15 protein-coding genes are annotated in these 11,676 nt (G+C 69.1%); 6 read left to right on the forward strand and 9 right to left on the reverse strand.

The features are described from left to right. Positions 1-70 precede the first annotated feature (70 nt). The 4 genes from OG876_RS29230 to OG876_RS29245 all read left to right on the forward strand — a co-directional run bounded on the left by OG876_RS29230 (position 71) and on the right by OG876_RS29245 (position 2,007). Complete coding sequence (locus OG876_RS29230) at positions 71-247, forward strand: hypothetical protein (protein WP_328519860.1); 177 nt, start codon at positions 71-73, stop codon at positions 245-247. 184 nt (positions 248-431) lie between these two features. After that, entirely contained in the window at positions 432-1,118 is a 687-nt protein-coding gene (locus OG876_RS29235) for a sensor histidine kinase (protein WP_328519861.1), read from the forward strand. Continuing rightward, on the forward strand, positions 1,115-1,741 hold the full coding sequence (locus tag OG876_RS29240) for a response regulator transcription factor (RefSeq protein WP_328519862.1): 627 nt from the start codon (positions 1,115-1,117) through the stop codon (positions 1,739-1,741). The genes OG876_RS29235 and OG876_RS29240 overlap by 4 nt, the downstream gene beginning before the upstream one ends. Beyond that, the gene (locus OG876_RS29245; RefSeq protein WP_328526976.1) at positions 1,741-2,007 is read left to right on the forward strand and encodes a DUF3040 domain-containing protein; all 267 of its coding nucleotides are present in this window, start codon (positions 1,741-1,743) and stop codon (positions 2,005-2,007) included. The genes OG876_RS29240 and OG876_RS29245 overlap by 1 nt, the downstream gene beginning before the upstream one ends. A gap of 46 nt (positions 2,008-2,053) precedes the next feature. On the opposite strand, the gene OG876_RS29250 is transcribed toward OG876_RS29245, so the two are convergent. The 4 genes from OG876_RS29250 to OG876_RS29265 form a co-directional block, all read right to left on the reverse strand. Continuing rightward, the gene (locus tag OG876_RS29250) at positions 2,054-2,341 is read right to left on the reverse strand and encodes a hypothetical protein (protein ID WP_328519863.1); all 288 of its coding nucleotides are present in this window, start codon (positions 2,339-2,341) and stop codon (positions 2,054-2,056) included. 58 nt (positions 2,342-2,399) lie between these two features. Further along, positions 2,400-3,458: a lysylphosphatidylglycerol synthase transmembrane domain-containing protein gene (locus OG876_RS29255; RefSeq protein ID WP_328519864.1), complete on the reverse strand. Its 1,059-nt coding sequence runs from the start codon at positions 3,456-3,458 to the stop codon at positions 2,400-2,402. Positions 3,459-3,484: 26 nt separating this feature from the next. Continuing rightward, positions 3,485-4,081: an HdeD family acid-resistance protein gene (locus OG876_RS29260; RefSeq protein WP_328519865.1), complete on the reverse strand. Its 597-nt coding sequence runs from the start codon at positions 4,079-4,081 to the stop codon at positions 3,485-3,487. A gap of 108 nt (positions 4,082-4,189) precedes the next feature. Further along, a complete protein-coding gene (locus tag OG876_RS29265; RefSeq protein ID WP_328519866.1) occupies positions 4,190-4,753 on the reverse strand; it encodes a cysteine dioxygenase in 564 nt (187 codons plus the stop codon). Positions 4,754-4,918: 165 nt separating this feature from the next. On the opposite strand from OG876_RS29265, the gene OG876_RS29270 reads away from it, so the two are divergent. Next, positions 4,919-5,098, forward strand: a complete 180-nt coding sequence (locus OG876_RS29270; RefSeq protein WP_328519867.1) for a hypothetical protein — start codon at positions 4,919-4,921, stop codon at positions 5,096-5,098. A 46-nt stretch (positions 5,099-5,144) separates the two neighbouring features. On the opposite strand, the gene OG876_RS29275 is transcribed toward OG876_RS29270, so the two are convergent. From OG876_RS29275 to OG876_RS29290, 4 genes are all read right to left on the reverse strand, one after another. Continuing rightward, a complete protein-coding gene (locus OG876_RS29275) occupies positions 5,145-5,993 on the reverse strand; it encodes an alpha/beta fold hydrolase (RefSeq protein ID WP_328519868.1) in 849 nt (282 codons plus the stop codon). Between the two features lie 71 nt (positions 5,994-6,064). Next, positions 6,065-6,499 (reverse strand): tautomerase family protein, encoded by a 435-nt coding sequence (locus OG876_RS29280; RefSeq protein ID WP_328519869.1) that lies wholly within the window; start codon positions 6,497-6,499, stop codon positions 6,065-6,067. Continuing rightward, complete coding sequence (locus tag OG876_RS29285; RefSeq protein WP_328519870.1) at positions 6,486-7,190, reverse strand: alpha/beta fold hydrolase; 705 nt, start codon at positions 7,188-7,190, stop codon at positions 6,486-6,488. The genes OG876_RS29280 and OG876_RS29285 overlap by 14 nt, the downstream gene beginning before the upstream one ends. 89 nt (positions 7,191-7,279) lie before the next feature. Then, positions 7,280-8,113 (reverse strand): alpha/beta fold hydrolase, encoded by an 834-nt coding sequence (locus OG876_RS29290; protein ID WP_328519871.1) that lies wholly within the window; start codon positions 8,111-8,113, stop codon positions 7,280-7,282. Between the two features lie 77 nt (positions 8,114-8,190). On the opposite strand from OG876_RS29290, the gene OG876_RS29295 reads away from it, so the two are divergent. Further along, positions 8,191-10,938 (forward strand): helix-turn-helix transcriptional regulator, encoded by a 2,748-nt coding sequence (locus OG876_RS29295; protein WP_328519872.1) that lies wholly within the window; start codon positions 8,191-8,193, stop codon positions 10,936-10,938. An 11-nt stretch (positions 10,939-10,949) separates the two neighbouring features. Here the strand turns inward: OG876_RS29295 and OG876_RS29300 are convergent, their stop codons facing one another. Beyond that, complete coding sequence (locus tag OG876_RS29300) at positions 10,950-11,645, reverse strand: alpha/beta fold hydrolase (protein ID WP_328519873.1); 696 nt, start codon at positions 11,643-11,645, stop codon at positions 10,950-10,952. Positions 11,646-11,676 lie beyond the last annotated feature (31 nt).

An 11,676-nucleotide genomic window follows, 5' to 3' on the forward strand; every position in this document is an offset into this window, starting at 1 on the left:
GCACAACCCGGGGCCTGAACCCGGGTCTGCACCGGGGTCGACGCCTCCGGATCGGCGCGACAGTGATGGCATGAACGAGACCTGCGACCGGTGCGGACCCTCCGTCCGCGCGATGTACCGCGCCGAGCGAACCGGCGACCTCTACCTGTGCCATCACTGCGGCAACCGGCTCTGGCCGGCGCTGTGCGCACGAGGCTGGACCATGTGGCGCATCGGCGAGCATGCGCTCGCCCGGCCGGCGAACTAGCCGGCACCGAGCCGCTCGATCACCTCAGGGTGGACACGGGCCCTGGTCGCCCGCGCCTGTCCCCGGGCTCAACCAGGGGAGTCGCCCCGGGGTCGCCCCGGGGACGACGCGCGCCGATCGGCCTGAGGGTAGTCACATCAGCGCACCGCACGGTCGCTCCGGAACTGAACGAGGAACCCATGTCATGAGTACGACAACTGCGAAAGACAGCCCGGAGGCCTACTCCGCCGACCGGGGCGAGGTTGCGTTCGCCGGCCGGCAGGGAGTGCACGACCGCTTGACCGCCGAGCAGCTTGCGCAGCATGCCGCCCGGCTTGCCCGGAAGAACGAAGCTCTCGAGGATTTCGCGGCACTCGTCGCGCACGACCTGAAGTCCTCGCTCCTGTCCGTCCTGAGGAGCGACGAACCGCGCAAGGCCCTGCTGCGGGCGTTGGAGATCGTCGACTCGATCCTCGCGGCGACGCGCGCCGATCGAGCCGATGGCGGCGCAGCTCAGGGAGCCGACTGCGTGCGGCAGGCCGTCGCCGACCTCGGAGACCTTCGCGCTGAGGTCGTCACAACGGTGACCGGCGAGTTCCCGATCCCGCCGGCTGCCCTGCGGATCGTGCTCCGGAACCTGCTGGCGAACGCCGTCGCGGCGGGCGCCGGGCGCATCTTCATCTCGGCGGTCGCTCGTGGGGATCGGCGCGTGCTCGTCGTCGATGACGACGGCGTCGGCCTCGGACCGACCGATCGCTATGCGACCGGTGGTCGCCTTGGCCTTGTCTTGTGCCGTCGCCTGGTCGCCCGGTTCGGAGGAACGCTGGAGCTCAAGCCGCGAGCCGGCGGTGGAACGCGCGCCGTACTCGTCCTCAACGGAGCTGACCGATGATCCGCGTCCTCCTCGTCGACGACCACGAGCTCTTCCGTACGTCGCTGCGCGTGCGACTCGAGCACGAAGACGGGATCGTGCCCGTCGGCGAAGCCGGTACCGCTGAGCAGGCGGTCCTCAAGGCGCGTGCGTTGCGGCCCGACGTGGTCTTGCTCGACCTGGTCCTGCCACGGACGAACGGCGTCGACGTCATTCCGCAGCTGCTGAGAGTGACCCCGGCGCCGAAGGTCCTGGTCGTTTCGTCGCACACCCAACCGACGTCGGTACGGCAGGCGATCACCGCGGGTGCGCGTGGCTACGTGCCCAAGCGAGCGTCTGACACCGAGTTGATCGAGGCGATCCGCCAGGTCGCGGCCGGCGAGCGCTATGTCGATCCCGAGCTGGGGGCGCAACTCGTCGTCGCGGACGGACAGCCGGCGCTCGAACCGATCAGCGATCGGGAGCGCGACGTTCTCCATCTGCTCGCGCTCGGCTACACGAACCACGAGATCAGCAAGAAGCTCTACATCTCGCGGCGAACGGTCGATACGCACCGCGCACACATCATGCGGAAGCTCAGACTCGACACCCGCGCCGAGCTGGTCCTGTTCGCCCTCGCCAACGGCCTGATCGGCGCGTCGTGATGATCAGCGAGTCCGAGCAGCGTCGACTGGCCGAGATCGAAATGGTGCTGCGCCGCGACGACCCGGCCTTCGTACAACGTTTCGACAAGCGGTCGCCCACACCGAGGAGGCGCCACGTCTGGGTCATCCTCGCGATCCTGGTCGTGTCGGCGGTCGCCGCGGTCGCCGCGGCTCTCGACGGTCCCGGGATGGCAGTCATCGTGGTGACCGTCATCGGCAGCTTCGCTGTCCCATTCGGTCTGTGGCGACGCCGAGCAAAGCCATGAAGGAGGGCGAGATCAGGGGAGGGCCAAGGGCCACCGGCCCACAGAATTAGCTCGGCGCGCCTTCTGAGTAGCCGGCGGACGTCAGCAGGTGGCGCAGGCCGACGACCGCCTCGATCTCCGCGTCCTTGTGGGCGGGATTGTCGAAGAAGCCGGTCTCCGAGCCGATCGTGACCTTGATCTTGCCGTCCTGGTGGCGCTCGACGGTGCCGATGGCCTCCAACAGCGACACCACATCGTGCCACTCGATGTTGTGGCTCACGGGGTGCTGGAAGATCTTCCGAAGGGTGTCACGGTGGTGGCTGGTGAGGTGCTCAGATCCTGGGTTCGACGTCATCGCAGCTCCTCCGGTGGTCAGTGGCCAGCCTACGCCTGCGGCACCTGCGCGGTGTACGTCAGCTCCGGGCGTTGCCGGAGCCGTAGCGGTGACGGAACAGCAGGTACGCCACGCCTCCGGCCAGGAGCGGGAGCCAGTACGAGACGATGCGGTAGAGCAGGGTCGCCGCCAACGCGTCGCCGCCGGGCACGCCCGCGAGAGTGAGCGTCGTGACGAGGCCGGCCTCGACGAAGCCGAGGCCGCCGGGGGTGAACGGCAGGAGCGCCAGGAGCTCGCCCGCGACGTACGCGAGAAGGACGAGCGACGGGTGCGGGTCGGCTCCGACGGCGTGCAGGGCGGCGAGCAGCGCGAAGTAGTCGAACAGGCTGTTGCCGGCGGCCGCCAACAGTGTCGCCTTCCAACGCTTCCCCACCGTGGTGCGAACGAAGTCGCGATCCGCGAGCAACTTCTGCGGAACGTCGGCAACGTGCTTGCGTCGTCTGACGGTCGCGTTGAGGAGCCACTGAACGGCGCGGCCGGCCAGTTCGACGGGCTTGTCGCTGACGAACACCGTCGTACCCACTGCCAGGATCGTCACGAGGACGGCGACGCCGAGGTAGGCCGCCGTCGCCAGGCTGTGGTTGACCGCGGCACCGCCCAGGATCGCCGGTAGCGCCAGCACGGGCAGGGAGAACGTCGTCGCCATCTGCAGGATCGCGGCCGCGCCGTACGCCGTGACGATGTCCTGTGTTTCGGCGATGCCGGCCTTGCGCAACATCGCGGTCGCGGCCGCTGTGGACGTGGCGCCACCGCCCGGCAGTGCGTGGCCGGCTGAGAACCCGGTGAGCTGGGCGGCGGCGACGGGGAACCAGACGCGCGTGCCCAGTGCGATCCGATCGACCTCCCACAGGCACACATAGCTTGTGATCTCGCAGGCGAGCGCGAGGATCGCGAACGGCCAGTCCAGATGTTCGAGCGATCGCCATGAGCCGAAGACCGAAAGCAGGCTCGGGAGCACCAGGTACAGCGACACACCGCCCAGCACGAGATAGACGGCCGGGCGTACCTTCGGCCACCACCCGCCTTTCCCTCCTGCCGGCGGCTGCGGTGCCGCGGACTTGCCAGGGTCCGCGGTCACGTCAACCTCGCGTCCGGTCGAGCGACCTACGTCGCAGGGGCCATCTGCCCGAGCGCTCGGCCCGCCGAACGGAGCTGGAACGCGAAGACGATCTCCATGATGCCCAGCACGAGCAGCCACACGCCGAGGACGACAGCGAGCGTCAGCAGGGAGATCCCCGGCCAGACCAGGACCACTATTCCGGCCGCGATGCTGAGCAGCCCCATCAGTACGGTCCAGCCCCGTCCGTGCATCGTGTCGTCTGTCAGCGCTGTGAAGATCTCGATGGCTCCGTTCACGATCCAGAAGATCCCGAGTATCACGGCCAATGCCGCGATCGTCACCAGCAGGTGACGCAGGGCGTACAAGCCGGCGATGAACGACAGCACACCCAGCAACGCCAGCAACACACGGGCGCCGCCGCTCTCGTTGTCGGCGGCAATGGCCGAGACGAAGTAGAAGATTCCGGCGACGAGCAGCTGGATGCCGAACAGTATTGCGACCACTTTGATCGTGCGGTCCGGCCAGGCCAGGACCACGACCCCGAGGAGCAGCGTGATGATTCCGTAGGCCAGCGGCCAGCCCCAGTGCCGCCCGGCTCCGCGCAGAACTTTCGTCGTGTTGTCAGCGAGCACATCGCTCATTCGAACCCCTCCGATCGGGCACGTAGCGACCAGCGTTTCGAGGCTACTCTCACCGACTCCGGACCGGCAGTAGCCGCGCCATTCCGTCGCGGCAACAGTCGCTTGCCTTCAGTCGAGGGGACGGAGCTCGTCGGCGTACGAGACAGAGACGCGGCTCAGTACGCCGTCCTTGACGGAGTACTGGCCCATCCGCCACAACGGCGGGCTGTACGCGTGCACGGTGACACTGCCATCGCCCAGACCGGTCAGGCGGTGGATGTGATCCGGGCCGAAGCTGTAGACGTCACCCGCGGCCACCTCGGTCTCGATCGAGTCGACCCCGATCGCCAGGTTGTGCTCGACGAGTTTGCCGCGGGCAACTGCCACCGCGCCCGAGGAGACGTCGTGGTCGTGCCAGCCGGTGTCGTTGGCCGGCGTCCAGCAGATCAGCCAGACGTCGACGTTGGCGTCGCGGTGCAGTGAGGCGAAGACGCGTTCGTCGTCGCTGTAGCCGACCTTGTCCTCCCACAGGTGTGGCTGTGCCGCGATCGAGGCCGCGAGCTCGGCCAGTTCGCCCGGGTGCAGGTCCCGGCCGGGAAGGGTCTTCAGTGACAGACAGTCGTTGAGCTCCACGAGCCGGCCGGCCCGGCGTGCGGGAACGCCGGGCATGTCAAAGTCGGGCTGAGCAGTCATTGCATTCTCTCTCGGAGTCGGTACAGGTGCGGTCGTTTGCCTGTCTCGACTATCTCGACCACACGCGCGCCTGCGAATCCGAGAACCAACCGATTCGCCGCGCAGAGTCTGCAGGTCGGCGTAGGATTGCGTCCGCGTTCTTGGGAGCGGGCAATCATGGCGGTGATGACTAAAGCCGAGGCGCTGGCGATCATTCGTCGCGCCTACGGACCTGATGTTGCCGATTCGGTGGCGGATCAGTTGCCGGATCGGATCGACCCCGACAACGACGCGGACGCGGAGTTGCTGCTCGGTCTCGGCCTGACCCGGGACGGGCTGGCCAACGCGCTCGGCGGCGAACTCTGAAGCGACCTCGCCGAAGAGCCGGCGACCCGTGTCACGCGGCGGGCGGTTAGCCAGGTTGGGTCAGGAAGGCGTGGACGTCTGCGGCGAACTCGGTGTGGTGCTGGAAGAGGAATCCGTGCGCGGAGTCGGGGTAGATCTTGATCCGTGCGTGTGGGATGAGGCCCGCCAGCAGGTACGAGTAGTGCGGCAGGATCATCGGGTCGCTGTCGCCGTTCGTGACGAACACGGGGACTTCGATGGCGCTCACCCGTTCGAGCAGGGCGTGGTTGGGAATACCCCAGTCGCAGACGGCGTCGTACTGCGCCAGCCGGGTCGCCCACGTGGTCTGGTCGTCGCGATCGGTGGTGCGGGCCGCCATCCGGCCGAAGGCGTCGATCCCGGCCTGGCGGCTGGTATCGGAGTTGGCGAAGAAGACGCCGAGCACCCCGGCGGGGTTGGGTTGCGGTTGGCCGACGGCGCCGATCACGTCCGGCGCCCAGCCGTGCATACCGGCCGCACCTTGCGGCGCTGACGAGGCAAGGACGAGACGACGTACGGCGCTCGGCCGGATCAGCGTGATCTCCTGCGCCACGAAGCTGCCGAGGGAGAAGCCGACGAGGTCGACCTGCTCGAAGCCCATCGCGTCCACGAACGCCAGCGCGTCTCGCGCCATCTCCGCGACCGTCCGCGGCGTACTCCCGCCGGACGCACCGACACCAGTGTTGTCAAAGGCAACAACTCGCCGGTCGGCCGCGAGTGCGTCGACCAGCGCGGGATCCCAGTTGTCGAGGTTGCCCCGGAAGTGCTGCAGCAAGACCAGCGGTACGGCGCTGTCACCGGACTCGCGGTAGGCGTAGTCGATCCCGTTATCCGCCGTGACCCGTTTGGTCGGAGCAGCGACGTACGTGACTGTCACCCTTCTTCCTCCTTCACCCCCCAGGAAGCACCTACAGCATCACCCGAACACGTGAGGCCGACCAGTACCAATCACTGGTGGGATTTGAGGTCTGCGATCTGGGCGCGGGCGGCGAGGACGAGCTCCTCGTTGGTGTTGGCGTGGCCGCCCAGGCCCCAGCCGCCGGGTACGGCTTCGGTGAGCAGGACCCAGGTCCGGTCGGTGAGGCCGGGGTCGCCGGCGGCGGTGGCGACGATCCGAGTCAGTTGTTCGACGACGGCCAACTGCTTGTCCCGGTCGAGGGCGCCGGCGTTGGTGAGGACCTGGACACGGACGTACGTGCTGTCGCCGTCGACGTTGGACAGGCTGTCGGCGGGTAGCTCATGGACGAACGCGGCAGTGTTGCGTCGGAACATCGGGATGTCCGGGACCTGCTCGATCGTCATGACGGCGGTAGCGAGGTCGACGGCGAGCTGGTGACGGTCGCCGAAGGTCCCGGCCACGGCGTACACGTCAATCATCGGCACGATGGACTCCTTCCGCCGCGGTGCGGATGAGCTGGGCCACCTCGTCCGGGTGGGAGATCATCGGGAGGTGGCCGGACGCGACCTCGATGGTGGTCGCGCCCATCCGGCCGGCGAACTGGCGTTCGGCCTCGGGCGGGATGGCTTGGTCCTCGGCCGCGACCGCGTACCAAGTCGGCAGTGACTTCCACGCCGGTACGTCGATCACGTCGGTGAACGTGGATCCGGCGAGCGGCTGCTGTACGGCGTACAACACCCTGGCCTGGACCGGGTCGACACCGGACGCGAAGTGGTTGACGAAGTCGTCCTCGGACAGCCAGGCGAACCCCTGCTTGTCGGTGAACAGGTGGACCAGCGCGGGTGTCGTGGGTCCCTGCGACAGCAGGGCGCCCAGGGATTCACCGTTGTCCAGGGCGAACGCCGCGACGTAGACGAGGCCGGTCGCGTTCGGGGCGTCGGTTCCGAGGGCGGTGATGACCTGTCCGCCGTACGAGTGCCCGGCGACGATCGTGTCGCCGTCCTGCAGTTCGAGCACGTGCCGCAGCCGGGCGACGTCGTCGGCCAGCGACGTCAACGGGAACTGCGGTGCGGTCACGTGGTAGCCGTCGGCCTGCAGCCGTTCGATGACACCGCTCCAGCAGGAGCCATCGGCCCACGCGCCATGCACGAGAACGATGTTGGGTCGTGCGTTCATTTCGGTACGTCCTTTCGGGAAGTGCGTGCTTCCGTCATGCTCGCCAGCCGGATGGCAGCGCGGGTATCCGCATGTTGACTGCACTCGGCTCAGAGGGTGTGCAAGAAGTCGAGGAGCGCCTGGTTGACCTGGTCGGCGTGGGTCCAGATGAGCGCGTGCGGGCCTTCGGGTACGACGACGTGCCGGGCGCGGGGGAGGAGGCCGGAGAGCCGGTCACCGGTCGCCTCGGGCGGCATGATCCGGTCCCGGTCGCCCTGGACGACGAGGACCGGAACGGTGATTCGCGCGAGGTCGGCGCGGAAGTCCTCGAGCAAGGCCTCGACGCCGCCGCGCGCGGCCACGGCCGACGCGCCGAGCGCGACGTGAAAGCTGTTCTGCCACGCCTGGTCGCTGACCTGGGTGCCACCGAGCAGATCGATGTTGTAGGACCGGTCGAGGAACGTCTTCGCCGCGGCGGGACGGTCGGCGATGACCTCGCGGGCGAGCTCGTCGAGGATCGCGAGGTCGATGCCGTCGGGGTTGCCTGCGGTCCGAGGCAGGTACGGCGGCAGTGGTGCGAGCAGCGCCACGGCTCGTACTCGCGACTCGCCGTAGGTGCCGAGATACCGCGTCACATCGCCGGTTCCGGAGCAGAAGCCGACCAGGACGGCGTCCTGGAGGTCGAGGGTCTCGACGAGTACGGCGAGATCGGCCGCGAGTGTGTCGAAGCCGTAGCCGACGCTCGGTCTGGTGGACGCGCCGAAGCCACGACGGTCGTAGGTGATGACCCGATACCCGGCAGTGAGGAGTGCGCTCTCTTGCTTCTCCCACGAGCGACCGTCCTGCAGGTAGCCGTGCACCAGCACCACGGGATCTCCATGCCCGTGGTCCTCGTAGCAGATTCGGATGGCACCGGAGTTCTCGCGCCCTACGACCACTTCCATCTCGCCCACTATGCGCGGCTGGACGGGGTGGGGGGCATCCGTATGCTGACTGCAGTTGGGTCACGCGAGGGGTTGAGGTGGCTATCGCTGACGGCGGATTGATCGGGCGGGACAGCGAGCTGTCGCGGTTGTCGCAGCTCGTGGACGCGCCGCCGGCCGCGAGCCAGGTCCAGGTGTTGCTGGGCGAGCCCGGCCTGGGCAAGACGGCTTTGCTGGCCGAGCTGACCCGACGGGCTCGAGCCGCGGGACTACGCGTGCTGAGTGTCACCGGCCGCGTGTCCGAACGTGATCTGGCCTTCGCCGGCCTGCACCAGCTGCTACGGCCGGTGCTTGATCGCGTGCCGGCGCTACCGGACCGGCAGGCCAGGGCATTGCTCGGCGCATTCGCGCTGACCGACGACCCGGTTCTACCCGACGCACTGCTCACCGGGATCGCCGTACTCACGCTGTTGTCCGTTGTCGCCGAGGACACCCCACTGGTCGTTGTCGTCGACGACAGCCAATGGCTGGACCGCGCGTCGCTCGACAGCCTCGCGTTCGCCGCGCGACGCCTGGACACCGAGCCGCTCGTGGTGCTGGTCGCCGCCCGCGGTACGACCGCGCCGCCCGGATTCGACCGGGACTTCCCCGAGCTGGTCCTGCCCGCCTTGAGTACGCCGCAAGCCGGGCAGCTCCTCGACCAGCAGCCGCACTCACCGCACGGCCGAGCGCGCGAGCAGGTGCTCGCCCAATCGGACGGCAACCCGCTCGCGCTGATCGAGCTGTCGAAGGCCATCGCCGCCGATCCGAGTGCAGGCCGGCGCTGGACCGCCGAGCCGCTCCCACTGACCGAGCGACTGACCAGCGTGATCGCCACCCAGTACGCCGTACTGCCACCGTCGGCCCGTACGGCGCTGCTGCTCGCCGCGGTCGCGGACAGCCCGGACGTGGCCGCGCGCATCTCCGGGCTCGACGCCGAGACCCTCGCCCCAGCCGAGCGAGCCGGACTGATCCGCGTCGACGAATCCGGCCCGCAGTTCACGCATCCGCTGGTGCGAGCTGCTGTGTACCACGCCGTACCGTTCGCCGAGCGTGCTGCGGCCCATCTGGGTGTCGCGGACGTACTACGCGACCAGCCCGACCGCCAAGGCTGGCACTTGGCGGCTGCTGCACTCGAACCCGACGAACGGCTCGCGGCCTTGCTGGAGGACACCGCCGCGCAGGCACAGCGGCGAGGCGGCGCCGCAGCCGCGGCGCGAGCGCTGGAGCGGGCCGCCGAGCTCAGTCCCGCCGAAGAGGACCAAGCCCGACGGCTCCTGGCCGCGGCCGGACTCGCCCTGGCAGCCGGTCAGGCGGACTGGGTTCACGACCTCGCTCGCCGGGTTCTTGCGGTGACCGCCGATCCGCAGGTGCGCATCGCCGCCCAGCAGCGGATCGGTTGGGCACTCGTGTGGTCCAACCAGCATGCTGAGGCACTGTCGACGCTGCTGTCTGTCGTCGAGGAGGCATCGCCCCAGCTCCCGCACGTCGCCTGGGATGCGATCGGCTTGGCCGCAACCGTCTCCTATCAATCCGGTGCACCAGGCGACCGGGCTGCGATCGTACGGGCCCTGGAGCGGCTGCCCGAGCCGGTCCCGCCGCCGGCAGATTGGCCGGACGGTCTCGCGGACGAGCAGCGGGTGTGGGTACGCGCGTGCACCGAGCCGCTGATCGCGCACGCGGACGGCGTCGGTCAGCTGCACCGGGTCGCCGCCCGGACAGTGACCGACCTGGCCAAGGTCGGCGCGTCGGCCTGGTTGCTCGACGAGACCGAACTCGCAGTGCGGCTCCTCCGCGAAGCGTTGAGCCGGCTCCGCGCGCCCGGAATGCTGGGACGCAGTGGCGCCGCGCTGTCCGCGCTCCAATGGGCGTGCATCGACAGCGGCCGCTGGGACGAAGCGCTCACAGCTGCCCGGGAAGCGAGCGACGCTGCCGCCGCGTACGGCATGGAGACCGTCGCGGCGACGGCTGATCTCTGCACGGCCTCGATCCTCGCCTTGCGCGGCGACCACGAACAGGTGCAGTCACTGCTGACCAGTGCAGCGACGTACACCGACGAGCGGGAGTATCGGTCGATCGCCGCCCGCGCCCGCCATGCCGCAGGGATGGCGGCGTTCGCGCAGGGCAACTTCCTCCCGGCCTTTGCCCAGCTGCGGCAGCTCTTCGACGCGGCCGGCGAACCCCTGCACCATCACGTTTCCTACTTGGCCATCGGCGATCTCGCCGCCGCCGCTGTTCGGGCCGAGCGTCGGCTCGAGGCGCGGACGCTGATCGAGCGCGCGTTGGTGCCGGTCGAGGAGAGCAGCGGCCCCCGGCTGCACCAGCTCGCGGCGCGCGCCCGCGCCCTCCTGGCCGAACCCGTGGACGCAGAGGCACACTTCGACAAGGCTCTGGCCGATCCAGCGGGGGAGCAGTGGCCGTTCGAGCGGGCCCAGTTGCGGCTCGACTACGGCGAATGGCTGCGCCGGCAGCGACGGATCAACGACGCCAAGCCCGTCCTGGCGACCGCCCTGGAGACGTTCCGCCGACTGGGCGCGGCGCCCTGGACCCGGCGTGTGGAAACGGAGCTGCGCGCCTGTGGCGTAGCCGAGCCGGTCACGCCGACAGCACCCGACGCCCTCGCCGAACTCACCGCACAGCAGCGCGAGATCGTCATCCTCGCCGCCCACGGCCTCACCAACGCAGAGATCGGCGACCGCCTGTTCCTGTCACCGCGCACCGTCGCCTCCCACCTCTACCGCTCGTACCCGAAGCTAGGCATCACCGGTCGCCACCAACTCCACAATCTGACCACCCCGGAGCACTAACGCCGATCGGGTCAGGTGAGGGAGTCGACCGCGGTGTTGATCAGGTCGGCTACGGCCTGGGGCTGCGAGACATAGACCGAGTGGCTGCCGGGGACCTCGCGCACAGTCGCGCCGGCGCGCTCGGCCATGGAGCGCTGGGCGGGTGGCGGGATCATGCGGTCGTCGGCGGCGACCAGGTACCAGGTCGGCTTGCTCCGCCAGCCGGGGTCGGTGACCGAGCCGGCGAGTGCGTCGACGCCCCACGGGACCTGCGAGTCGGCCATGAACGCGGCCTCGTCGGCCGGCAGGTCGCCGGCGAACGAGTCGTGGAACTTCTCTCGGTCGAGGAACAGGTAGCCGTCCCGGGGCGGCAGGATCGGCGGAACCGGTGCTCCCGGCGGCGGGTCGGCGATCAGCGTGTTCACGGACTCACCCTTGTCGGGGGCGAACGCCGCGATGTAGACGAGTCCGGCGACGCGCTCGTCGCTGCCGGTCTCGGTGACGACGACACCGCCGTACGAGTGACCGACGAGGACCACCGGGCCGTCGAGCTCGTCGAGGACCTGCTTGGTCGCGGCCACGTCACCCGCGAGCGATACCGTCGGGTTCTGCACGATCGCGACCCGGTGCCCCTGGGCCCGGAGCCGGTCGTACACACCTCGCCAGCCGGAACCGTCGACGAATCCGCCGTGGATGAGTACGACGGCCGGTCGGGTGCTGGTGTTCATGGTGTTCCTCCTTCATCGGTGGGATCACCGG

The organism is Kribbella sp. NBC_00359, assembly GCF_036097425.1.
Taxonomy (GTDB): Bacteria; Actinomycetota; Actinomycetes; order Propionibacteriales; family Kribbellaceae; genus Kribbella.

Coding starts and splice junctions, on each gene's coding strand:
- OG876_RS29230 (WP_328519860.1), top strand. CDS start 71: ATGAACGAGACCTGCGACCGGTGCGGACCCTCCGTCCGCGCGATGTAC.
- OG876_RS29235 (WP_328519861.1), top strand. CDS start 432: ATGAGTACGACAACTGCGAAAGACAGCCCGGAGGCCTACTCCGCCGAC.
- OG876_RS29240 (WP_328519862.1), top strand. CDS start 1,115: ATGATCCGCGTCCTCCTCGTCGACGACCACGAGCTCTTCCGTACGTCG.
- OG876_RS29245 (WP_328526976.1), top strand. CDS start 1,741: ATGATCAGCGAGTCCGAGCAGCGTCGACTGGCCGAGATCGAAATGGTG.
- OG876_RS29250 (WP_328519863.1), bottom strand. CDS start 2,341: ATGACGTCGAACCCAGGATCTGAGCACCTCACCAGCCACCACCGTGAC.
- OG876_RS29260 (WP_328519865.1), bottom strand. CDS start 4,081: ATGAGCGATGTGCTCGCTGACAACACGACGAAAGTTCTGCGCGGAGCC.
- OG876_RS29265 (WP_328519866.1), bottom strand. CDS start 4,753: ATGACTGCTCAGCCCGACTTTGACATGCCCGGCGTTCCCGCACGCCGG.
- OG876_RS29270 (WP_328519867.1), top strand. CDS start 4,919: ATGACTAAAGCCGAGGCGCTGGCGATCATTCGTCGCGCCTACGGACCT.
- OG876_RS29285 (WP_328519870.1), bottom strand. CDS start 7,190: ATGAACGCACGACCCAACATCGTTCTCGTGCATGGCGCGTGGGCCGAT.
- OG876_RS29290 (WP_328519871.1), bottom strand. CDS start 8,113: ATGGAAGTGGTCGTAGGGCGCGAGAACTCCGGTGCCATCCGAATCTGC.
- OG876_RS29300 (WP_328519873.1), bottom strand. CDS start 11,645: ATGAACACCAGCACCCGACCGGCCGTCGTACTCATCCACGGCGGATTC.